Source organism: Aminobacter sp. HY435 (assembly GCF_027568395.1).
GTDB lineage: Bacteria > Pseudomonadota > Alphaproteobacteria > Rhizobiales > Rhizobiaceae > Aminobacter.
The window spans coordinates 107,270-129,038 of the sequence record NZ_JANKZL010000002.1 but is presented as its reverse complement, the minus strand read 5'-3'; the positions used below and the strand labels follow the sequence as shown (position 1 = coordinate 129,038).

28 protein-coding genes are annotated in these 21,769 nt (G+C 63.3%); 23 read left to right on the top strand and 5 right to left on the bottom strand.

The features are described from left to right. The first annotated feature begins 1 nt into the window (after position 1). From PCJ21_RS03195 to recJ, 18 genes are all read left to right on the top strand, one after another. Entirely contained in the window at positions 2 to 541 is a 540-nt protein-coding gene (locus PCJ21_RS03195) for a DUF4376 domain-containing protein (protein WP_269929939.1), read from the top strand. A gap of 9 nt (positions 542 to 550) precedes the next feature. Further along, complete coding sequence (locus PCJ21_RS03190) at positions 551 to 856, top strand: hypothetical protein (protein WP_269929938.1); 306 nt, start codon at positions 551 to 553, stop codon at positions 854 to 856. Between the two features lie 12 nt (positions 857 to 868). Next, positions 869 to 1,267, top strand: coding sequence for a hypothetical protein (locus PCJ21_RS03185; RefSeq protein ID WP_269929937.1), 399 nt, complete (start codon positions 869 to 871; stop codon positions 1,265 to 1,267). A gap of 31 nt (positions 1,268 to 1,298) precedes the next feature. Then, positions 1,299 to 1,577 carry a hypothetical protein gene (locus PCJ21_RS03180; protein ID WP_269929936.1) on the top strand — a complete coding sequence of 93 codons (279 nt, stop codon included), beginning with the start codon at positions 1,299 to 1,301 and terminating at the stop codon, positions 1,575 to 1,577. Positions 1,578 to 1,627: 50 nt separating this feature from the next. Next, positions 1,628 to 1,855: a hypothetical protein gene (locus PCJ21_RS03175; protein ID WP_269929935.1), complete on the top strand. Its 228-nt coding sequence runs from the start codon at positions 1,628 to 1,630 to the stop codon at positions 1,853 to 1,855. Further along, entirely contained in the window at positions 1,843 to 2,037 is a 195-nt protein-coding gene (locus PCJ21_RS03170; protein WP_269929934.1) for a hypothetical protein, read from the top strand. The genes PCJ21_RS03175 and PCJ21_RS03170 overlap by 13 nt, the downstream gene beginning before the upstream one ends. Then, positions 2,034 to 2,213, top strand: a complete 180-nt coding sequence (locus tag PCJ21_RS03165) for a hypothetical protein (RefSeq protein ID WP_269929933.1) — start codon at positions 2,034 to 2,036, stop codon at positions 2,211 to 2,213. The genes PCJ21_RS03170 and PCJ21_RS03165 overlap by 4 nt, the downstream gene beginning before the upstream one ends. Further along, positions 2,210 to 2,455 (top strand): hypothetical protein, encoded by a 246-nt coding sequence (locus PCJ21_RS03160; RefSeq protein WP_269929932.1) that lies wholly within the window; start codon positions 2,210 to 2,212, stop codon positions 2,453 to 2,455. The genes PCJ21_RS03165 and PCJ21_RS03160 overlap by 4 nt, the downstream gene beginning before the upstream one ends. Then, entirely contained in the window at positions 2,448 to 4,427 is a 1,980-nt protein-coding gene (terL, locus tag PCJ21_RS03155; RefSeq protein WP_269929931.1) for a phage terminase large subunit, read from the top strand. Before PCJ21_RS03160 ends, terL begins: the two co-directional genes overlap by 8 nt. Positions 4,428 to 5,206: 779 nt before the next feature. Further along, positions 5,207 to 5,443, top strand: a complete 237-nt coding sequence (locus tag PCJ21_RS03150; protein WP_269929930.1) for a hypothetical protein — start codon at positions 5,207 to 5,209, stop codon at positions 5,441 to 5,443. A 345-nt stretch (positions 5,444 to 5,788) separates the two neighbouring features. Next, entirely contained in the window at positions 5,789 to 6,151 is a 363-nt protein-coding gene (locus tag PCJ21_RS03145) for a hypothetical protein (RefSeq protein WP_269929929.1), read from the top strand. 115 nt (positions 6,152 to 6,266) lie between these two features. Continuing rightward, positions 6,267 to 6,575 (top strand): hypothetical protein, encoded by a 309-nt coding sequence (locus tag PCJ21_RS03140; RefSeq protein ID WP_269929928.1) that lies wholly within the window; start codon positions 6,267 to 6,269, stop codon positions 6,573 to 6,575. Then, positions 6,565 to 6,837 (top strand): hypothetical protein, encoded by a 273-nt coding sequence (locus tag PCJ21_RS03135; protein ID WP_269929927.1) that lies wholly within the window; start codon positions 6,565 to 6,567, stop codon positions 6,835 to 6,837. Before PCJ21_RS03140 ends, PCJ21_RS03135 begins: the two co-directional genes overlap by 11 nt. A gap of 185 nt (positions 6,838 to 7,022) precedes the next feature. Then, positions 7,023 to 7,370 (top strand): hypothetical protein, encoded by a 348-nt coding sequence (locus PCJ21_RS03130; RefSeq protein WP_269929926.1) that lies wholly within the window; start codon positions 7,023 to 7,025, stop codon positions 7,368 to 7,370. A gap of 48 nt (positions 7,371 to 7,418) precedes the next feature. After that, positions 7,419 to 8,636: an LL-diaminopimelate aminotransferase gene (locus tag PCJ21_RS03125; RefSeq protein WP_269929925.1), complete on the top strand. Its 1,218-nt coding sequence runs from the start codon at positions 7,419 to 7,421 to the stop codon at positions 8,634 to 8,636. A gap of 48 nt (positions 8,637 to 8,684) precedes the next feature. Continuing rightward, complete coding sequence (locus PCJ21_RS03120) at positions 8,685 to 10,001, top strand: homoserine dehydrogenase (protein WP_269929924.1); 1,317 nt, start codon at positions 8,685 to 8,687, stop codon at positions 9,999 to 10,001. A 191-nt stretch (positions 10,002 to 10,192) separates the two neighbouring features. Continuing rightward, complete coding sequence (gene glpX, locus PCJ21_RS03115; protein WP_269929923.1) at positions 10,193 to 11,167, top strand: class II fructose-bisphosphatase; 975 nt, start codon at positions 10,193 to 10,195, stop codon at positions 11,165 to 11,167. A gap of 56 nt (positions 11,168 to 11,223) precedes the next feature. Next, positions 11,224 to 13,014, top strand: a complete 1,791-nt coding sequence (gene recJ / locus PCJ21_RS03110; RefSeq protein WP_269929922.1) for a single-stranded-DNA-specific exonuclease RecJ — start codon at positions 11,224 to 11,226, stop codon at positions 13,012 to 13,014. A 21-nt stretch (positions 13,015 to 13,035) separates the two neighbouring features. On the opposite strand, the gene PCJ21_RS03105 is transcribed toward recJ, so the two are convergent. From PCJ21_RS03105 to folE, 3 genes are all read right to left on the bottom strand, one after another. Beyond that, complete coding sequence (locus PCJ21_RS03105; protein WP_269929921.1) at positions 13,036 to 14,007, bottom strand: patatin-like phospholipase family protein; 972 nt, start codon at positions 14,005 to 14,007, stop codon at positions 13,036 to 13,038. An 84-nt stretch (positions 14,008 to 14,091) separates the two neighbouring features. Then, complete coding sequence (hisI, locus tag PCJ21_RS03100) at positions 14,092 to 14,547, bottom strand: phosphoribosyl-AMP cyclohydrolase (RefSeq protein ID WP_269929920.1); 456 nt, start codon at positions 14,545 to 14,547, stop codon at positions 14,092 to 14,094. Between the two features lie 36 nt (positions 14,548 to 14,583). Next, a complete protein-coding gene (folE, locus tag PCJ21_RS03095) occupies positions 14,584 to 15,225 on the bottom strand; it encodes a GTP cyclohydrolase I FolE (protein ID WP_269929919.1) in 642 nt (213 codons plus the stop codon). A gap of 233 nt (positions 15,226 to 15,458) precedes the next feature. Between folE and PCJ21_RS03090 the strand changes: the two genes are divergently transcribed. Beyond that, positions 15,459 to 15,899, top strand: a complete 441-nt coding sequence (locus tag PCJ21_RS03090; RefSeq protein ID WP_269929918.1) for an iron-sulfur cluster assembly scaffold protein — start codon at positions 15,459 to 15,461, stop codon at positions 15,897 to 15,899. Here PCJ21_RS03090 and PCJ21_RS03085 read toward each other — a convergent pair. After that, a complete protein-coding gene (locus PCJ21_RS03085) occupies positions 15,896 to 16,810 on the bottom strand; it encodes a LysR substrate-binding domain-containing protein (protein WP_269929917.1) in 915 nt (304 codons plus the stop codon). The genes PCJ21_RS03090 and PCJ21_RS03085 overlap by 4 nt on opposite strands. Before the next feature lie 93 nt (positions 16,811 to 16,903). On the opposite strand from PCJ21_RS03085, the gene PCJ21_RS03080 reads away from it, so the two are divergent. The 4 genes from PCJ21_RS03080 (at position 16,904) to thrS (ending at position 20,620) form a co-directional block, all read left to right on the top strand. Beyond that, the gene (locus tag PCJ21_RS03080; RefSeq protein ID WP_269929916.1) at positions 16,904 to 17,068 is read left to right on the top strand and encodes a hypothetical protein; all 165 of its coding nucleotides are present in this window, start codon (positions 16,904 to 16,906) and stop codon (positions 17,066 to 17,068) included. A 96-nt stretch (positions 17,069 to 17,164) separates the two neighbouring features. Next, a complete protein-coding gene (gene yidD / locus PCJ21_RS03075; RefSeq protein WP_269929915.1) occupies positions 17,165 to 17,530 on the top strand; it encodes a membrane protein insertion efficiency factor YidD in 366 nt (121 codons plus the stop codon). A gap of 134 nt (positions 17,531 to 17,664) precedes the next feature. After that, positions 17,665 to 18,495, top strand: a complete 831-nt coding sequence (gene blaOXA, locus PCJ21_RS03070) for a class D beta-lactamase (protein ID WP_269929914.1) — start codon at positions 17,665 to 17,667, stop codon at positions 18,493 to 18,495. 145 nt (positions 18,496 to 18,640) lie between these two features. Then, entirely contained in the window at positions 18,641 to 20,620 is a 1,980-nt protein-coding gene (gene thrS, locus PCJ21_RS03065; protein WP_269929913.1) for a threonine--tRNA ligase, read from the top strand. 86 nt (positions 20,621 to 20,706) lie between these two features. Here thrS and PCJ21_RS03060 read toward each other — a convergent pair whose 3' ends face one another. Next, the gene (locus PCJ21_RS03060; RefSeq protein WP_269929912.1) at positions 20,707 to 21,675 is read right to left on the bottom strand and encodes a hypothetical protein; all 969 of its coding nucleotides are present in this window, start codon (positions 21,673 to 21,675) and stop codon (positions 20,707 to 20,709) included. Between the last annotated feature and the right edge of the window lie 94 nt (positions 21,676 to 21,769).

Here is a 21,769-nt window from a genome sequence, read left to right as displayed (position 1 = left end):
CATGACCGTGTACTTTGCCAAGCTGGATGACCAGGGGACCATTCTCTATCTGGAGGAACTCTCGGAGTTCGGGGAAGAGATAGGTTACAGGCCGGAAGTACCCTTTGCCATAGCGCAACCCGAGTGGGAAGCGGGGGGCACGGTAGTTGGTGGGGTCTACACTCCACCCCCGACGAGCCTTGAGGACCTCCGCGCGGCCAAGCTTGTCGCGCTTGCTGCCAAGCGTTGGGCGGTCGAAACGGGCGGTATCGTGGTCGGTGGCTTCCCGATCTACACCGATGACCGCTCCAAGCTGATGGTCACCGGGGCCCGCATCAAGGCGGACGCAGACCCAGCCTTTACGACCAAGTGGGTGGCGGCCGATGGAACCCGCACCGCTGTAGACGCCACGACCATCATTGCAATCTCTGACGCGATGCTTGGCCATGTGGATGCCTGCTTTGACCGCTTCGACGTTCTGGCCAGCGCCATCGCCTCGGCCCTCGACAAGACGGCCCTTGCGGCTATCGACATCAACGCCGGCTGGCCGCCGAACAGTTAGGCCGGCTAGTTGGCAGTAGTCCCCGAGGACGCCTCCGAGACCTCCCGTGAAGACCGGCGTAATGCCATCCTCACGTACCGGGAAGTCAACTCCATCTTCTCCACCCTTACGCGGCTGGACACCAAGATGGACACCGTGGCCGACGACATAGCGGCCATGACGAAAACCCATGATGACCATGAGGTCCGCATAAGGGCCCTTGAGCTGAGCCACGCCCGCATTGGGGCCAGCTCGGGGATGGCATCAAGTCTTTGGCATGCTGTTTGGCCAGCAGCAGCCGTTGTCATTTCTCTGTTGGCCTATCTCGCAAAATAGGAAAGGAACTTCATGTCCCTGAAAACTGGCTTCCGGCTCCCGGTCGCCTTCTTCATCCCGCAGGCAATCCTTATTGCCAACACCTCCGTTGAAGTCGTGGCCCCGGCCGATGGCTATATCAACGAAATGGACACCATCGTCCAGGCCGCAATCACCACGGGTGGCACCCTTACGGTCCTGACTGGCCCGGCCGGTGCTGTCACCGTTACGGGTCTCTCCGTGGCAGTCGCCAACAGTGCGACCAAGGGCACCCGCAACAACGATGCGGCAACCGGGGGCTCGGCCACCCGCTTCGTCAAGAAGGGCGACCGCATCCAGGTCAAGCCTGCCAGCTTCGCCACGGGCGGCGCTGTGGACGGCTTCCTGTACATCGACACGTCCGACACTTCCCCGGCTCTGCCCGCTGCCTAAAGCCGGCATAGGGCACAACGGAGGCTCGCCTTTGGACGAGGAAGACCCTAACGCCCCGGACGTGGAGGCGGGGGAGTTCGACCGGCTCATGGGGATGTCCGTCGAGGACATTCTCCGCGAAGGCCAGAAGGCTCTTTTCGCCAACCTCGTGGGCAAGGTCAGGTCGGGCAAAGCCAATCATCAGGAGAAGGCCATCCTTCGCAACATCCTGAAGGATAACGGGCTTACCCTCGGCATTCCCCCGGATGCCCCGCGTGAGGAAGTCGCTCCGCTGGACCTCCCGGACTTCGAGACGCCGAACTACGGCTAACCCCCTAGGCCCCTCCCTAGTGGAGGGGTCTTTCGTTTCTGGAGAATGCATTGAAGGATAAGCTCGGGAAGCCCCTGAAGCTCGGGGACCGTGTGGCCTACGCCACGCTCTCCTACAAGCGGGCACATCTGCGCTTCGGCATCATCGTCCCCCACAAGGTCCCGGAGCTGGACAAGTGGGGAGACCTCTACATTCGCGTCAAGGGTGAGGACGGCTCCAATGGGGGCCTGAAGCAGCCCGAGAGCGTCTTGCTGGTGGACCCGGCATGTACGACTTGAACCGGGGAACGCACGAGGGGGCCGAGTTGGAGGCCCTTAAACGTCAGGTGCGCGACTTCTTTGCGGCAGCGAGGGCACAGGGCCTTTGGGTGGGGGCGGGCCGTGATGGCACCAAGCCCTTCACCGATGAGCGCCAATATGGTCCGCTTGCCAAGGCCCTGCTTACAGCGGTGTCCAAATGACGGCGGTTGCGCCTGTGACCGACAAGAACGGCCGCTTCCTCACGCCCGGCATCAAGGTCCGCTACGGCAAGCACGAAGGCACCATCACGGTGTTCGGCCACGGCTGGGCGCGGGTGCGCAGGGCGGACGGCAAGGTCTACACGAAGAAGCCTACAAGGATCGAGGTGGCGGCATGAGCAGCATGCGTAACGTTGGCCACCTGCTTGAGTCGGAGGCGGTCGAGGAGTTCGACCAGAACCAAGCCGCGCTTGTGTCCATCGCCATCAGCCTGAAGCGCATCGCGGACAAGATGGAGGGCCCCACGGAGCGGCGCACCCGTATCCGCATGTCCAACTTCCAGTGGCCGGATGGGTGCTTCGGCAAGTCGGGCGAGGCGTATCTCCGCGAGGCCAAGGAGCACGACGACAAGCGTGGTTAAACTCGTTGACCCGCTCCTAGTCGGAGGCGAGCCCCTAGACCCACGCGCGGCGGCTCGCAGGGCCCTCAAGGAGGACCGTAAGGCCGCCAAGGCTCCGTCATCGGCGGATGTCGTTACCCACCTTCCTGTACCCCTCCCAGAGCCAGACACGCAGCCTATAAAGCAGGTTGCCCTAAGCTCCACCGCGCACACCCCAGCGGTGAGCCTGGAGGCCCGCATCAAGGCAGACTTCCGGGTCTTCCTTACGCTCATCTGGCGGCACCTCCTCGGGAATGACCCGAACCCCATCCAGCTCGACATGGCGTACTGGCTCCAGCATGGGCCCAGCCGCGCCATCATCATGGCCTTCCGTGGCTTCTCCAAGTCGTGGATCACCGGGGCCTATGCCCTGTGGCGTCTGTACTGTGACCCAGACGAGAAGGTGATGGTGGTCTCGGGCTCGCTGAAGCGTGCTGTGGCTACCTCCAACTGGTGCCTCGGGCTAGTCATGACGATGCCCTTGCTGGCACACATGCGGCCCAAGACGGACTACCGACAGTCCAGCCAGATGTGGGATGTGGGCAACTGCATCCCCGGCCAGTCGGCCTCCTTCACGGCCTTCGGTATTGGTGGCCAGCTCGTCGGCTTCCGTGGTTCCTGCATCATCCCTGATGACGTGGAGACCCAGACGAACTCCCTGACTGTGGTCATGCGGGAGAAGATCGAAGAGGCCGTCAAGGAGTTTGAGTCCGTCCTCACGCCCGGTGGCGTCATCAAGTACCTTGGCACCCCGCACGACGTGGACAGCCTGTATCTCAAGCTGCTCCGCCTCAAGGATGTCCACGGCAAGCCTGTCTACGATGCCCGCATCTGGCCCGCCCTGTTCCCGTCCGAGGATGAGATTAAGGCCTACGGGAAGTGGCTGGCACCGTACATCACGGCTGAGCTGCGCAAGCAGGGGCCGAGCATTGTGGGCCACTCCACGATGCCCTTCCGCTTTACCGACGAGGACCTTGAGGGCCGCAGGGCCGCAATGGGCAACTCGGAGTTCCGGCTCCAGTTCATGTTGGACCTTTCGGGCTCCTTCATGGACAAGTTCCCGCTCCGCCTCAAAGACCTCACCGTCATGGACCTGGACGACCGCATGGGCCCTGATGAGGTCATATGGGGGTCCACGAACCTCCAGCGCGACCTCCCGGTGATGGGCCACGATGGCGACTTCTACTATGGCCCTGTGCCAGTGGAGAGGGCGGTCTACGAGAAGTACACCGAGGTCATCGGCTACGTGGACGGCTCGGGGCGCGGGGCGGATGAAACCTCCCTGAGCATCGTGGCGGAACTCTACGGCCGCCTCTACTGGCTCCACCTCTGGGCCAACACCGATGGCTACGGCATAGAGACGCTCACGGCTATCGCCAAGGCCTGCGTAAGGTTCCGCGTCACCACTCTCTACGTGGAGAGCAACTACGGTGACGGCATGCTTGTGGCCCTCCTGAAGCCTGTTCTCTTCAAGGAGTGGGAGAAGGCGAACAAGGGTGCCCGAGCGGATGACCACGGCGGCACCGTCATCGAAGAGGTGAAGTCCGGCAGGGTGGAGAAGGAGAAGCGCATCCTCAGTGTGCTTGAGCCGATCACCCAGCAGCACCGGCTTGTTGTCTCCCGGGCGGTCATCGAGTGGGACCATGCGTCCCTCCAGAAGATCGAGGGCGAGGACAGCCGCCACCGCTATGCGTGGGGCTACCAGTACACCCACCTTACGCGAGAGCGTGACTGTCTGGGCCATGATGACCGCTTGGAGAGCCTCTCGGGTGCCTGCGGTATCTTTGCGCCCCGGCTTGGTGTTGACCCACTGGGGATGGCTGTACGGGCCCGTGAGGACCGCTACGAGGATGAGCTTGAGCGGCTGCTTCACGAGACGGAAGAAGCGGTCGGCCGTGGGGGCTCCAAAAGGCCTGATGGTCGGCCTGCATCCACTCGGCCCACCAACAGATGAAAGAGAGCGCGTAGGTGTCCATAGCGGCATCTATGCGCTTTTGCTCAGAAGCCAATAGGACGGACTATAGCCAGGGGAGCCCTCCGTGCCTCTATAGAGAGATATAGACCACCCCTGCTCTCCCCATCATCCCTTGGAGGGCTCCCTTGATGCCAAACTTCATGCCCCTACTTTATGCCCTCCCTTGGGTGCCCACTATGCTTGCAGTGTGGAGGCAGCGTCTCTCTTCGCTTTGCTCTTGTGCTCAAAGTGACCTACTTACTGCCTACCCATAAGGAGACAGTGGGGAGGGAGGGGATACCGGCCCCACTTCACTTAGACCCTTGATGCCCACCCAATGAAACTAGGGGTCACCCACGTGAGACGTACTCTCGTGTGGGCTGCGGCGAGCATTCCCCCCGTGCCCCTCCTGCCGCACCAAAGGCCCGCACTACGCCACCTGGACGCCGGCACTGGGCCGCCATGGGGCCAACCTAGTGCCTAAGTGCTTGATATCGCACCGCTCCCATGTCCTTACCGGAGGACATTGGGCCGCTACCTGGTCGCCAACATGGAGTGTTGCCCATTAGGTTGGCCATGTGGTCGCCCTTATGATCTCATCCATGGTTAGCAACTAGGTCACTTTGAGCGCATGGGGTCTACCGGCCCTTGTGCCACCCGCATGCTTTTCTTCATGCCGCCCACTTGACAACCGCAATGCACTCAGTCTTACAGTTGGGCTTGTGGTTCGGCATGTGGTTGGCCACAAGGTTCAACACAGATAGAGAGGGACTAAGGACATGCTTGCAGAACGCGCTAAGGCTTTCATCGTGGCCAATGGCTTCCAGGTGTACGACACGCCGGAAGGCTTGGTTGGCCTTATGCCCTGCATGGCGGCAACAGGCGGCGACCATAGTGATGACAGGTACTTTGAGGAGGCCACTGTGTTCCCTGTGTATTTTGAGCAAGACCCGATTGACGGCTTTGCGGTTGCCCATGTGGCTGGGCGTGATGTCCGCCAGTGGCTTGGCTATTGAGGAGGCCGCGACGATGTATCCTATCGACTTCACGACATGCACAGCCCGCGACGTTATCTTGCGGTCTCTTGCGTGTCATCCGTCGCTATTTGCCGACGCGCTGGCCAACCTTGCTGAAACGCACAGGGTCTACGCTCGCGACCATGCAAACAGCCCAGGCGCGGCAGGCGCTAGGGCCGCACACAGGGCCGCAATGGACGCCATCGCCCTACTCAACAGGGGCACAGACGACAGCGTTGCGGACGCCCTGGTAAGGGACACGGGCCCAAAGGTTCAAGCCTACACAGTCGCGGCCAGCCTTAATCTGGTTCCGCACTCCCTCCGTGCCGACATCATGGGGAGGGCATGACCATGGCCGCCCCTGAAGAATTCTTCGATGCCTACGTGGGGGCCGCCCTATGGTCCTCAACAGGCGACGACGCCAGGCCGCTGGACGAAAACCACGACGCCAGCGACATCGCGCCTGATACGCTCACCAAGATGCGGGCCGATTGTGACGCCTTCTATGCAGCCACAGAGGACACGCTGGCCGACTGTGAGGACTTCGCACAAGCGGGCCACGATTTTTGGCTCACGCGGTGCGGCCATGGCGCTGGTTTCTGGGACGGCGATTGGCCTGACAAGCAAGGCGCAAAGCTCACCAAGGCCGCCAAGCGCTTCGGCAACGTGGACCTCTACATAGGCGATGATGGCCTAATCCACGCCTAACCCAACAACACCGCCTCAGTCGCTTTGAGGAGGGCCCAGCGCGGCCCTCTACATGGCCACTGTGCGCCACTGCCTGGCAATCAAGCGGGGCAGCATGTTGAGGAGACTTCAAGCCATGCCCGTTGCAATCAAGACCGCCTATCTAGGCTATACGAACACACGTAGCAGTCGCGTTAAGGCCAGCGTGATGGACAGTGGCCGTCCAGGTGAACAGCGCACGCTAACGCTTAACTGGGATCATCTGTTAGACAGCGTAGGCAACCATGAGGCCGCCGCAAAGGCCTTGGCGGAGCGCCTGGGTTGGGCCGGCGACTGGCATATGGCGGATGGCGGCGACTTCTATGTCTGGGTTCGCGCTGGGGTCTACTCGCACCACTTCACGATTGCCGACAAGCGGGCGGAGGCCGCCACCAATGAGCGCTGAGCCCCGCAACGTGTCGCGCCTCATGCGTGCCAAGGAATGGGCCTGGGATTTTCTCTTTACCTTCCTAGAGCTAATCGGTATGCTCATGATTGCGGTATCCTTCAGTGAAGCGCTCGGCAACGTGGCGGCGGCGCATCGCATCCTAGGCGAGCGTGCTACTATGGGTGCGCGGGCCAAACCTACCGTGGCCGAGTTGAACGAGGTTATGCGCCTGTTGGCAAATGCCCAGGTGGAGCTTAGGGCCGCTCAAACGCCTGTCTAACGGGACTGTCATACACGGGGCTGTTGCGACCCTATTTAATGCAACAAAATCAACGTTACGCCGCCACGCCGGGATATTGACATACTATCATGTGACGTCTTACCGGGTCCAACGCGCTCTACCGCGCCTGTCGGGGAAACTTTATGACATATAGTGTTGGTCGGCATGTTTTTTTCTGCGCGCGCATGATGTTGACCGCGACAGTTGCCGTGTTGCCGCTCGCGGTCGCCGGCTGCTCGAGCACGAGCACCGTCGACACGGCTCCCCTCGCGTCCGGCACGCGTGGCGCGCAGGACACGGGTACCTATCCGAATTTGAACATCGCGCCGAAGGTCGCGGCGCCGCAGTTCACCGAAGACCAGAAGGCTGCGAAGCTGGCGGCGCTCCAGGGCGCCAGGCAGCGCCAGGGCGGCCGCGCCGGTGCTGCGGCATCCGACCCGGGTGCCATGACGACGCTGGCGAGGAAGCACGGCGAAGACACGCTGAAGGCAATCGAAGGCAAGTGCGACCCTATCGACCCCGCCTGCAATTGAGTATATACCGCGCACGCAAAAGCGCCCCCCGTTTTACCTGGATTTGACATGGAAGAATTTCACAAGGTCCGTCGCCTTCCGCCCTATGTCTTCGAGCAGGTCAACCGGCTGAAGGCCTCGGCCCGTTCGCGCGGAGCCGATATCATCGATCTCGGCATGGGCAATCCCGACTTGCCGACGCCGCAGGCGATCGTCGACAAGCTGTGTGAAGTCGTGCGCGATCCGCGCACGCATCGCTATTCGTCGTCGCGCGGCATTCCCGGCCTGCGCCGCGCTCAGGCCAATTATTATGCCCGCCGTTTCGGCGTGAAGCTCAACCCCGATACCCAGGTCGTGGCGACGCTCGGCTCCAAGGAAGGCTTTGCCAACATGGCGCAGGCGATCACCGCGCCTGGCGATGTGGTGCTGTGCCCCGATCCGACCTATCCGATCCACGCTTTCGGCTTCATCATGTCGGGCGGCGTCATCCGCTCGCTGCAGGCGAAGCCCGACGACGGCTTCATCCCGGCGCTCGAGCGTGGCGTCCGTCACTCGATCCCCAAGCCTCTGGCCCTGATCCTCAACTATCCGTCGAACCCGACGGCGCAAGTCGCGACGCTCGATTTCTACAAGGACGTCGTCGCCTTCGCCAAGAAGAACGACATCATCATCCTGTCGGATCTCGCCTATTCGGAAATTTACTTCGACGGCAATCCGCCGCCTTCGGTACTCCAGGTGCCGGGCGCCATCGACGTCACCGTCGAGTTCACCTCGATGTCGAAGACCTTCTCGATGCCGGGCTGGCGCATGGGCTTTGCCGTTGGCAACGAGCGCCTGATCGCCGCCCTGACGCGCGTGAAGTCGTATCTCGACTACGGTGCGTTCACGCCGATCCAGGTGGCGGCGACAGCGGCCCTCAACGGCGATGGTGCCGACATTGCGGAAGTGCGCGAGGTCTATCACAAGCGCCGCGACATCATGGTCGATTCCTTTGCCCGCGCCGGCTGGGATATCCCGGCCCCGGCGGCGACGATGTTCGCCTGGGCTCCGATCCCCGAGCAGTTCAAGCATCTCGGTTCGCTCGAGTTCTCGAAGCTCCTGATCGAGCACGCCGATGTGGCCGTGGCGCCTGGCGTCGGCTTTGGCGAACATGGCGATGACTATGTCCGTCTCGCTCTCGTCGAAAACGAGCACCGGATCCGCCAGGCGGCGCGCAACATCAAGCGCTTCCTGACGTCCACGTCCAAACATCCCAACAACGTGGTTCCGCTCGCAGCCCATCGCTGAGCGCACCGCGAAATCCTGAAATACCGAAGTAAAGAGGCGCCGACGACCATGGCTGAAGCATTGCGTATTGGAATTGCCGGTCTTGGCACGGTCGGTGCTTCGGTGGCGCGTGTGCTGCGCGACAAGGCAGCCGAACTGACGCGTCAGTGCGGCCGCGAAATCGTCGTCACCGCGGTTTCGGCGCGCGATCGTTCGCGCGACCGTGGCGTCGACTTCGGTGGCGCCAAGTGGTTCGACGATCCGGTTGAAATGGCGGAAAAAGCCGACATCGACGTGTTCGTCGAATTGATCGGCGGCGACGAAGGCGCGGCTCGTGCCTGCGTGCGCGCGGCCCTCGACGCCGGTCGCCATGTCGTGACCGCCAACAAGGCGCTGCTTGCCAAGCATGGCGTGACCCTTGCCGAGGTCGCGGAAAAGAAGGGCGTGCTGCTCAACTACGAGGCGGCGGTAGCCGGAGGCATCCCGGTCATCAAGACGATGCGCGAAGCGATGGCCGGCAACAGCGTCAATCGCGTGTTCGGCATCCTCAACGGCACCTGCAACTACATTCTGACGCGCATGGAAGCCGAAGGCCTGACCTTCGAAGCCTGCCTGGCAGACGCGCAGCGTCTGGGTTACGCGGAGGCCGACCCGACCTTCGACATCGAAGGCAACGATACGGCCCACAAGCTGGCGATCCTGACCAGCCTGGCGTTCGGCACCAAGATCGCCGCCGATGCGATCTATCTCGAAGGTATCTCGAACATCACCCAGGCCGACATCCGCGCCGCGGGTGAACTCGGCTACCGTATCAAGCTGCTCGGCGTCGCCCAGCGCACCGAAAGCGGCATCGAGCAGCGCGTGCATCCGACCATGGTGCCGACGGCCTCCGTCATCGCGCAGGTGCATGGCGTGACCAACGCCGTTGCAATTGAAACCGACATTCTCGGCGAACTGCTGCTGTCAGGCCCGGGCGCCGGCGGCAACGCCACCGCATCCGCCGTGGTTGGAGACATCGCCGACATCGCCAAGAGCCGTCCGGGCTTCCAGCATGGTCCGGTGTTCGGCTATCCGGCGAAGGAACTGAAGCCCTACAAGAAGGCGCAGATGCGCAGCCACGCCGGCGGCTATTTCATCCGCCTGACCGTGCATGACCGCATCGGCGTGTTTGCGGCGATCGCCAAGCGCATGGCCGACAACGACATTTCGCTGGAATCGATCGTCCAGCATGCCAACGGCACCGAAGGTGGCGTTGCCCAGAAGACCGTGATCCTGGTGACTCACGAAACCACCGAAGCTGCGGTCCGCAAGGCCGTCGACGGCGTGACCAAGGACGGTCACCTGACCGACAAGCCGCAGGTCATCCGCATCGAACGCGCCGGCTGATTGGCTGTCCAAGCCTAGGGAGCGGTAACGCTCCCCGACAGCGCGAAATCATACGTTTCCCTTTCAATCGATTGATATTGTTTCGCTTTCGATAAAGCTGGCCATGGGTCTTGCCGTTGTCATAAGTGTTTGACAATAAGAGCCCCAGCCCGGTTCGGGCGACCCGAACTCATCGATTTCAGGACCCTGATATGGCGAAAAGCGTTGTTGCCGGCCTCGACCGGATTCTCACCATGGAACTCGTGCGCGTCACCGAGCGCGCCGCTGTGGCTGCCGCGAGGCTGCGCGGACGCGGTGACGAAAAGGCCGCCGATCAGGTGGCCGTGGACGCCATGCGCCAGGAACTGAACAACCTCGCCATCAAGGGAACGGTCGTTATCGGCGAAGGCGAGCGCGACGAGGCGCCGATGCTCTACATCGGCGAGGAAGTCGGCGCCGGCGGCCCCGAGGTCGACATCGCGCTCGATCCGCTCGAAGGTACCACCATCTGCGCCAAGAACCTGCCCAACGCGCTGGCGGTCATCGCCATTGCCGAAAAGGGCAGCCTGCTGTTCGCACCCGACGTCTACATGGACAAGATTGCCGTCGGCCCGGGCTATCCCGAGGGCGTGATCGACCTCGACGCATCGCCGGCCGAAAACATCGCCAGTGTCGCCAAGGCCAAGGGCGTTCCGGTGAACGAAGTCACTGCCTGCATTCTTGACCGTCCGCGTCATGCCAAGCTGATCGAAGCCGTGCGCGCGACCGGCGCCGCCATCCGCCTCATCGGCGACGGCGACGTGGCCGGTGTCATCCACACCACCAATCCGGAAGAGACCGGCATCGACATCTATCTCGGCACCGGCGGCGCCCCTGAAGGCGTGCTGGCGGCAGCGGCGCTGCGCTGCACCGGTGGCCAGATCCTCGGCCGCCTGCTGCTGGATTCGCCTGACAAGGTCGCCCGCGCCGCCACCATGGGCATCACCGATCCGAAGAAGGTCTATCGCACCGACGAAATGGCGCGTGGCGACGTGCTGTTTGCCGCCACCGGCGTCACCGACGGCAACATGCTGGCCGGCGTCAAGTTCGGCCGCGACTCGATCACCACCCACACCATCGTGCTGCGCTCGTCGTCCAAGACGGTGCGCGAGATCAAGGCGCGCCATCAGGATCTGGAAAAATTCTGATTACGCGCCTGTTCCGGTCGCCTATGGTCGACCCGAAGCGGGTGGACCATTTCTGAATGGCGATTGAAAAGCGTAATTTCCTGGGTGTGCGGCGTTCGGCCACCGGTGTCTCGTGGGAGCACCGGCTGACCGAGCGTCAGGACATGCTGGCCCTTGCCATCGCGCAGGGGCACGGCGTGCCCGATATCGTCGCCCGCGTGCTGGCCGGGCGCGGCGTGATGCCGGAGGATGCCGAACGGTTCCTCGATCCGACCATCCGCGATCTTTTGCCCGATCCTGCTTCGCTGACGGACATGGAACCGGCCGCCGCCCGCATCGCCGATGCGGTGTTCCGCGGCGAAAAGGTGGCGATCTTTGGCGACTACGACGTCGATGGCGCATCGTCGTCGGCGTTGATGAAGCGCTTCCTCGGGCATTTTGGCATAGAGTCCGAGATCTACATTCCCGACCGCATTTTCGAAGGCTACGGGCCGAACCCCGATGCGATGCGCGAACTGATCGGCCGCGGCGCAACTCTGATCGTCACGGTCGACTGCGGCACCAATTCGGCCGCGTCCATCGATGCCGCCAACGAAGCCGGCGCCGACGTCGTCGTTCTCGACCATCACCAGGTCGGCGGACCGCTGCCCAATGCGGTCGCGGTCGTCAATCCCAATCGCGATGACGATCTTTCAGGGCAGGGCCATCTGTGCGCGGCGGGCGTAACCTTCCTGACGCTGGTGCAGACGGCCAAGGTGCTGCGCGAAAGGCAGCCCGACGCGCCGCGCCCCGACCTGCTCAAGATGCTCGACCTCGTCGCGCTGGGTACGGTCTGCGATGTCGTGCCGCTGATCGGCGTCAACCGGGCCTTCGTCGTCAAGGGCCTGCAGGCGATGCGCCAGCAGCACAATGATGGCCTGACCGCCCTGGCCCGGGTGGCGCGCATCGGCGAACCGCTCAACAACTTCCATCTCGCCTTCCTGCTCGGCCCGCGCATCAATGCCGGCGGCCGTATCGGCGACGCCGCCCTCGGCAGCAGGCTGCTTGCCACCGACGATCCGGTCGAAGCCGGAACGATTGCCGAAACGCTCGACCGCCTGAACCAGGAGCGCCAGGCGATGGAAACCGAAATGCTGGCGGAGGCGCGCGCCGAAGCCGACGCGGAGATCGGTGCGGGGCCGGGGCCTGCCGTCCTTGTAACCGCAAACACAGGCTGGCACCCGGGTATCGTCGGGCTGATCGCCTCACGGCTCAAGGACCATGCCCGCCGCCCGGCCTTCGCGATCGCCTTCAATCCCAATGGCATCGGCACAGGATCGGGACGTTCGGTTTCCGGTTTCGATCTCGGCCGCCTGGTGCGCGAGGCGGTCGAGGCGGGGTTGCTTATCAAGGGGGGCGGCCATGCCATGGCTGCCGGCATCACCGTCGAGCGCGCCAAGCTCGGCGAGCTTCGCGCCTTCTTCGAGGCGCGCGCCGCAGCAGACGTGTTTCGCCTGCAGGATGAAGAAAGCCTGTTGATCGACGGGGCGCTGGCAGCGGAGGGAGCGACGCTTGCACTGATCGAGGCGCTCGAAAAGGCTGGCCCGTTCGGGGCCGGGCACGTTGCGCCGGTATTCGTGCTGCCGCGTCATAAGCTTGCCGATGTCCGTATTATCGGCACCGGCCATATTCGTGTCGACCTGCGTTCCGAAAGCGGCGGTCGCATCCAGGGCATATCGTTCCGCGCCGCCGAAACGCCACTCGGCGATTTCCTGTTCCGCAACGCCGGACGCACGCTCCATGTCGCCGGTTCGCTGTCGGTCAACCACTGGAACGGCAACCGCACGGTGCAGGTGCGGGTCATGGATGCATCGCTGGCCGGGCCGTGATCGCCGCGGCCAGGCGCGACTTCAGCCCAGAACTGCCTGGAGCCTGACGATTTCTTCCATCTGGGCTTTGGTCGCCTCATAGCCGAGGCGGATCGCCTCGTCGGCCCGATAGAACTCCGACAGGCCGATGTGGCCGAGCCTTGGCTGCAGCGACAGGTCAGGCGGATCGCCGGCGAGGCGCGCCCGCGAGATTCGGTCCTGGATGATGTTGAAGGCCTCGACCATCACGCCGGTGATGCCGAGCCGCGATTCGCGCGCGCTGCGATTGGCGTCATGCTGCTCAGCCGGCTTGGCGTCGCGTTCGACCATCAGTTCGCCTGCGCTGTGCTTGATCACGGCGGCGCGGCCGAACAGGTCGTAGTGCAGGTTGACGGCGACCACCAGCGGCTGCTCGTTGGCGCGGCAGACCGATACCGGCACCGGATTGACCAGCGCGCCGTCGACCAGCACGCGGCCATTGCACGTCACCGGTTCGAACACGCCGGGCAGGGCATAGGAGGCCCGCATCGCCTTGATCAGCGAACCGCTCGATAGCCAGATCTCATGGCCGGTGCGGATCTCGGCAGCAACGCAGACGAACGGCTTGGGCAGATCCTCGAAGGTGACGCCGGCCATGTGCTGCTGCATGCGCGAATCGAGCTTCATGCCGCCGAACAGCCCGTTGCCGACGATCTGCAAGTCGAACAGCCCGAAGATGCGGCGCTTGGTCAGGCTGCGCGCGAATTCCTCCAACTCGTCGAGCTTGTTGGCGAGATAGCAGCCGCCGACCAGCGCACCGATCGAGGTGCCGGCGATCATGTCGATGCGGATGCCTGCTTCATCCAGCGCCCGCAGCACGCCGATATGGGCCCAGCCACGCGCTCCGCCACCGCCTAGCGCGAGGGATATTCCGGTCTGCTTGGCTTTTTCGGAGTTGTCGGAGCCGGTGCCGGAAGAAAAGCCGTTGGCTTCCCGGACGTTCTGGCGCGCATGGAAAGATGCCCATTCGAGCATCGCGATCTCCCTTGTCCCAGGAACAGACTACACCCGACCCGTATTAAAATCGTGAATCTTTGTGTGGTAGGAAAGGTAGTCGGTTCACGGCTTTTTGCGGTAGATCGCGTCTGCGTCGAAGAGCGGTGCACTGCCGTCCGTGCCGAGGGTCGCCACGCCGTCTTTTTGCCCCACCGTCCGATAGAAGCAGGAACGTCTGCCGGTGTGGCAGGTTGCATCGTGGCCGGAAACTTTTACGCGCAGCCACACCGCGTCCTGGTCGCAGTCGGTGCGCATCTCCACGACATGCTGGAAATTGCCTGACGTCTCGCCCTTCTTCCACAGCGAGCCGCGCGAACGCGACCAGTAGTGGGCGATGCCTGTCTCGATCGTCAGCGCCAGCGCCTCGGCATTCATGTGCGCGACCATCAGCAGCATGCCGTCGGCAGCATCGGTGACGACGGCGGTGACCAGGCCATTGGCATCGAAGCGCGGCGTGAAGGCCTCGCCTTCCTCGAGCGCGCGCTTGTCCTTGGACGCTTCAGTGAATTTCACGGTCATCGCCGGGTCCTGTATTCGGGCGCCGGCGAAGCGGGATCAGATCCCGTGGCCGCCGGCCCGCACCATTGTCACGAACCGGACCTGCTCTTCGGGGGTATCCCGGAAAACGCCGGTAAAGGTGGAGGTCAGGGTCGTGGAACCCTGCTTGCGGATGCCGCGCATGGCCATGCACATATGCTCGGCCTCGATCATCACGGCGACGCCGCGCGGATTTAGCACGTCCTGGATGACACCGGCAATCTGCGCCGTCATCGCTTCCTGCGTCTGCAGGCGGTGGGCGAAGATGTCGACCACGCGGGCGATCTTGGACAGGCCAACGACCTTGCCGTCCGGCAGGTAGCCGACATGCGCCTTGCCGATGATCGGCACCATGTGGTGCTCGCAATGCGAATGGAACTTGATGTCGCGGACGATGACCAGGTCGTCATAGCCGGCCACTTCCTCGAACGTGCGGCCGAGTTCTTCGGCCGGGCACATGTCGTAGCCGTTGAACATTTCGCGAAATGCCTTGGTCACGCGCTTCGGCGTGTCGATCAGCCCCTCGCGCTCCGGGTTGTCGCCGGTCCAGCGCAATAGCACCCTCACCGCCGCTTCGACCTCGGCCTCGCTCGGCCGGTCGGTGGCAGGCTTTTCCATATAGGCTGATTGGGGCATCAGCTTCTTGATCACGGCATCCATATCAGGCGTCTCCAGTAGTCCCTGTCGACGCAGGGACGAGTTGAACGGACACAGCCACTTCAGGGACCACCGTAATAGTGCCGTACCCAAAGCTGCGTATTCTGTCCGCTCCCGAAGCTTCCTCTGTGCCTTGTCGGGACGCGAACCTCACCATTATATATGGGTGAAGACGATGATTGAAAGATGTGACATCGACATGAGATGGTCGAAATGCGCACTCAGAGTGAAAAAAGTTGATCGACGATATCTATAACTCGAAAATCCTTGCCTTTGCGGGGAACATCGGGCGCCTTGGGCGGCTCGAAAATCCCGATGCGACGGCGACGGCCCATTCCAAGCTCTGCGGCTCGACGGTCACGATCGATTTGCAGATGAAGGACGGCGTGGTCACCGACTTCGCCCACGTCGTCAAGGCATGCGCGCTCGGCCAGGCGTCATCGTCGATCATGGCCCAGCATGTGGTTGGTGCCACCGCCGCGGAATTGCGCGCCGTGCGCGAAACCATGCTGCGCATGCTCAAGGAAAATGGCACGCCGCCGCAAGGCCGGTTCGAAGACCTGAAGTATCTCGAGCCCGTGCGTGACTACAAGGCGCGGCACAATTCGACGATGCTGACCTTCGATGCCGTGGTCGACGCCATCGGCCAGATCGAGCGCAAGGAAGCTACCGCCTAGCAATTGTCGAGATAGCGGCGGCTTTCGGCGAACTCTGCCCGCAGCCAGTCGGCAAACGCGTGCGCGCCGTCGCTAAGTGTGTGCAAGTCCCGGGCGACAAGCCAGTAGGCGCCGCTGACGACGCTTGTCGCAAACGGCCTGACCAGGGCTCCGGAGGCGAGTTCGTCGCGCACCAGCAACAGGTCGCCAAGCGCCACGCCATGCCCCAGCATCGCTGCCTGCTTGGCCAGCGAAGCGTCGGCAAGGAGCGGGCCTCTGGTGGGCAGGGCATGATTTGCCGCCCCCGCCGCCTCGAACCAACGCGCCCAGCCCTTGCGGTTCTCTTCGTGCAGCAACGTGTAGCCGTGCAGATCGGCAGGGCCGGAGAGTTCTGGGCCGGAAGCCAGGAGAGCGGGAGCCATCACCGGCGTGTCGATCACAGGTGCAAGCTGTTCGGCGTCCGATCTCGGCCACGACGTGTTGTGCGCGCTGAAGCGCAGCGCGAGTTCGGGTTGGCCACGGCGGAACTCGACCAGTCTGGGGTCGACTTCGAGCGAGATGTCGATATCCGGTCGCAAGCCACGGAATTTATTGAGACGTGGCACCAGCCATGAAGCGGCCAGTGACGGCTCGACGCTGACGGTCACGACGGCTTGCGCCGGATGCGCGGTCAGGACGGTCAGTTGCTGATCGATGTCGTCGAAGCTGCTGGTCAGCTGTTGCAGCAGCTTGTGGCCCGTTTCTGTCAGCTCGACACGGCGGTGCAGCCTGAGGAATAGCGGCTGGCCCAGCAACTGTTCAAGCTCGCGGACCTGCCGGCTGATTGCGGCCTGCGTGACGAACAGTTCCTCAGCCGCGCGGCTGAAGCTGAGATGCCGCCCCGCCGCTTCGAAGCTCCTCAGGGCTGTCAAAGGCAGGCGCCCGCGCTTCATTCGCATAATCTCAAGTTATCCGATGCGGACGTTATACTCGTTTGAGGCGAACGGCCAGCGGCGCTCTAATCCTTGCGCAGAGGAGACGAGACCATGTCCACCATCTTTGACGTCTACGCAGGCATGTTGCGCATAGCGACGTTCCAGACCGACAGCGGTGTGATGCGGGCCAAGCGCTGCGATGCCGGCCCCCGGCAGCTTGAGGCGCCGCAGCGGCCGTGCCCTCACGGTCGCGCGAAACCTGGCTGGTTTGCGTGACACGGCGCCGCAGCAATACGGCATCCACGCCCTTGATATTGCGTCGGCATGGCGGAATTGACATCTATGTCGGGTGTTGCCCCGATGGCGGAGCCAATGAGCCACAGTCACGACCATTCGCATGACAAGCCGATTGCGCGCGGCCGCAACTGGCCGGGGCCATGGCGCAAGACGCCGGGCCGCGTGCTTGGAACGTCGCTGGTGCGGCTGTACCAGCTGACATTGTCCGGCTTCATCGGCAATTCCTGCCGCCACATGCCGACCTGTTCGGAATACGCACATGAGGCGATCGCGCGCCACGGCCTGTGGGCCGGCGGGTGGATGGGGCTGTTTCGCGTGCTGCGCTGTGGGCCCTGGGGAACACACGGCATCGACCGGGTGCCGGAGGCGCTCGGCCAGCGCTACGTCTGGTTCACGCCCTGGCGCTATTGGCGCATCGGCGGCAAGACCACCGAGGCATAACGCTTCGTCTGCACCTGCCTTAACTTTCTGTCAGGCATATTCCGACTTTGCTTAGGGTAACGGCGGCTTTCCGAATTCAGTCATATTCGAGCCAACTGCGCTCGATAGTCCTCGGCGGCCACTCGGAGAATGCAATGCTGCTCGCTCGCAAGTTCGTTCTGTCCATCGTCACCCTCGCAACGTTGACAGGTGCAGCTCCGGCCTTGGCCGGGGCCGCCGCCACCAAGCCTTTCCTGCAATGCACGTTGGTCGTCGATGCGGCGAGCGGCGCGACGCTTGCGCGCCAGGGCGTCTGCGACAGGCAGGTCAGCCCGGCCTCGACCTTCAAGGTGCCGCTGGCGCTGATGGGCTTCGATGCCGGCATCCTGGTCGATGAGCATACGCCGCGCTGGGACTACAAACCCGAGTTCAAGGCGGTGAAGCGCGACCACAAGCCGGTCGATCCGACGATCTGGGAGAAGGACTCGGTCGTCTGGTTCTCGCAGCAGATCACCCGCAAGCTCGGCCAGGAGCGCTTTGCCGCCTACATCACCAGCCTCGGCTACGGCAACCGGGACATCTCCGGCAATCGCGGCAAGAAGGACGGGCTGGCGCACTCCTGGCTGAGTTCGTCGCTCAAGATCTCGCCGGAACAGCAAGTCGCCCTGATGCGCGGCATCGCCGACCGCTCGCTGCCGCTGTCGGCCAAGGCTTTCGAGATGACGGAAGCTGTGCTGCCCGATTTCCAGGCCGGCACGTGGCGCGTGACGGGCAAGACCGGCACCGGCTGGCTGCCCGGCAAGGACGGTACGCCCGATCGCAGCAGGCCGCTTGGCTGGTTTGTCGGCTGGGCCGAAAAGGGCGGCCGCAAGATCGTCTTCGCCAACCTGTTCGTCAACGAAGGCAAGAGCCCGGTTCTGCTCGGGCCGCAGGTGCGCGCGAACTTTCTCGCCGGGTTGCCCGCCATGACGTTCAAGTCCAACTGACGACCAAGTGCCGGGGCGACGATGTCGCATCTCGGCCAACGTCTTTACGGCGCTGAAATCTCGCCCTAAAAGACCGCTCGTCGCCGGACGCATCCGGCTTTTTCACCACCCGCGCTCGTTTGCGGGACTGGATAGGAGAACAATCTTGCTGAATTCCGTTTCCCTGACATTTCCCGATGGTTCCGTTCGCGAATACGACGCGGCGATGACCGGTTCCGGCCTGGCCGAGTCGATCTCGAAGTCGCTTGCCAAGAAGGCCGTCGCCTACGCGATCGACGGTGTGCTGCGCGACCTCTCCGACCCGCTGGGCAAGTCCGGCAAGGTCGAGATCGTCACCCGCGACGATCCGCGCGCGCTCGAGCTGATCCGCCACGACACCGCCCACGTGCTGGCGGAAGCCGTGCAGGAGCTGTGGCCGGGAACCCAGGTCACCATCGGACCGGTCATCGACAACGGCTTCTATTACGATTTTGCACGCAACGAGCCCTTTACGCCCGAAGACTTCCCCGCCATCGAAAAGAAGATGCGCGAGATCATCGGCCGCAACAAGCCGTTCACCAAGGAGGTCTGGTCGCGCGACAAGGCCAAGCAGGTGTTCCGCGACAAGGGCGAGGCCTACAAGCTCGAACTGATCGACGCGATCCCCGAGGACCAGAACCTCAACATCTATGCCCAGGGCGAGTGGTTCGACCTCTGCCGCGGCCCGCACATGGCGTCCACCGGCCAGATCGGCAACGCCTTCAAGCTGATGAAGGTCGCCGGCGCCTATTGGCGCGGCGATGCCAACAACCCGATGCTGACGCGCATCTACGGCACCGCCTGGGCCGACCAGGCCCAGCTCGACCAGTATCTGCACATGCTGGAGGAAGCTGAGAAGCGCGACCATCGCAAGCTTGGCCGCGAGATGGACCTGTTCCACTTCCAGGAAGAAGGCCCGGGCGTCGTCTTCTGGCACGCCAAGGGCTGGAAGATGTTCCAGAACCTTGTCAGCTACATGCGCCGCCGTCTGGACACGCAGGGCTACCAGGAGGTCAACGCTCCGCAAGTGCTCGACAAGAGCCTGTGGGAGACGTCGGGCCACTGGGGCTGGTATCGCGATGCGATGTTCAAGGTGACGGTCGCCGGCGACGACACTGACGACGATCGCGTCTTTGCACTCAAGCCGATGAACTGTCCGGGCCACGTCCAGATCTTCAAGCACGGCCTGAAGTCGTATCGCGACCTGCCGGTCAAGCTTGCCGAATTCGGCAACGTCCACCGCTACGAGCCGTCGGGCGCGCTGCACGGGCTGATGCGCGTGCGCGGCTTCACGCAGGACGATGCGCACATCTTCTGCACCGAGGAGCAGCTCGCCGCCGAGTGCCTGCGCATCAACGACCTGATCCTGACGACCTATGCCGATTTCGGCTTCGACGAAATCTCGGTCAAGCTGTCGACCCGCCCCGACAAGCGCGTTGGCTCTGACGAGGCCTGGGACCACGCCGAAGAGATCATGTCGAACGTGCTGGAGACGATCCGGGCGCGCTCGGGCAACCGCATCAAGACATCGATCAATCCGGGCGAGGGTGCCTTCTACGGGCCCAAGTTCGAATATGTGCTGAAGGATGCCATCGGCCGCGAATGGCAGTGCGGTACGACCCAGGTCGACTTCAACCTGCCGGAGCGATTCGGCGCCTTCTACATCGGCTCGGACTCGGAGAAGAAGCAGCCGGTCATGATCCATCGCGCCATCTGCGGCTCGATGGAGCGTTTCCTCGGCATCCTGATCGAGAACTATTCGGGCCATTTCCCGCTATGGTTCGCACCGCAGCAGGTGGTGGTGGCGACGATCACTTCCGACGCCGACGACTATGCGCGCGAGGTGGTGGCGAAGCTGAAGGCGGCCGGTCTCTCGGCCGAGGCGGATTTGCGCAACGAGAAGATCAACTACAAGGTCCGCGAACACTCGCTGGCCAAGGTTCCGGTCATTCTCGTCTGCGGCAAGCGCGAGGCGGAAGAAGCTTCCGTCAACGTCCGCCGTCTCGGCTCGCGCGACCAGCAGTCGATGAGCCTCGACGAGGCGATTGCCTCGCTGGTCGACGAGGCGATGACGCCGGATCGGCGCCGCGCCATCCAGGCGGCCTGATAACCAGCAAAGGGCGGCAGTGATGCCGCCCTTTTCCTATGCCGTTTCTGCTCGAAGGCGTTGCCGAGAAGGCATGACACCTGAAATCAGTCAGCGCCCTCGTTGGGGTCGATTGCCGCATCCTCGGCGGCAATCACGTCGACATCCTGGTTGCGCCCAGCGACGACCGTGAGGTCGCGCTGGTAGATGCGGTCGCGGTTCTTGGCGACGATCGTGTAGTCGCCCTCGGAAAGCACCATGGAGGCGAAGGCGCCGACGGCTTCGCGCAGCGGATCGCCGGATTCCGTCAGGATCGACCAGGAGGTGTCGGCGATGGCCTCGCCGCCGGCCTCGCGAACGAGCTTGAAGGTGACGTCGGCGGCCCTGTGTTCGACGGTGGCTTCGGTCAGCTTGCCGGCCTCGACGCGAATGTCGGAGCGGATCACCGCATTGACCGAACCATAAGTCGAAACAATATGATAGGTGCCGGAGTTCAGGCGAACCACGGTGTTCGGCTCGACGTCCGGAATAACCAGCGCGCGTTCGCCGTCGCTGCCGGCGTCGGCCTCGAAGATCGAGAATTTGAGCTTTGCCGGTGGAATACGGACGCCGCCGGAAAGGACAGCGTCGAGCTTCAGGCCACCGGCGTCGAGAACCAGGTTCTCGCGCTTGGCCTGCTTGCCGACGGTGATGCGCTTGGTCGCGCCGGCGCGGCCGTAGGAGGCGTGCACGAGATAGCTGCCGGGCGGCAGCTGGAACATGCTGGTGCCGCCCTGTGCCGAGGCGACGAGCGGCAGCTTGCCGTCAGGCCCGGCTTCCGGGCGGAAGACACGCCATACCAGCCCGCGGTTGATGTCCTGGCCCTTGTCTGTCAGCTGGGCCGTCAGGGTGACGTCGCCGAGCGCGCTGGTGGCCAGGGGCTCGTCGCTGCGCGGCGGCGCGAAACCGGAGATGCCGGGAAGGCTGAGCCCGTCGATAGCGGCTGCTCCGTCCTGTGCGAAAGTCGAGCTTGCCAGCACCAGTGACAGTGCGGCACCCAGAATCGGCGCGAAAAAGCGGAAGCGTCCCCTAGACATCCCTTGTTTGAAGCCCAAGGCGGTGGCAATTTCAAGGCTATTCCGGCGTGATGGAATCCTCCAATAAAGCGCCGAGCCAGAGCGGCAGCCTTTC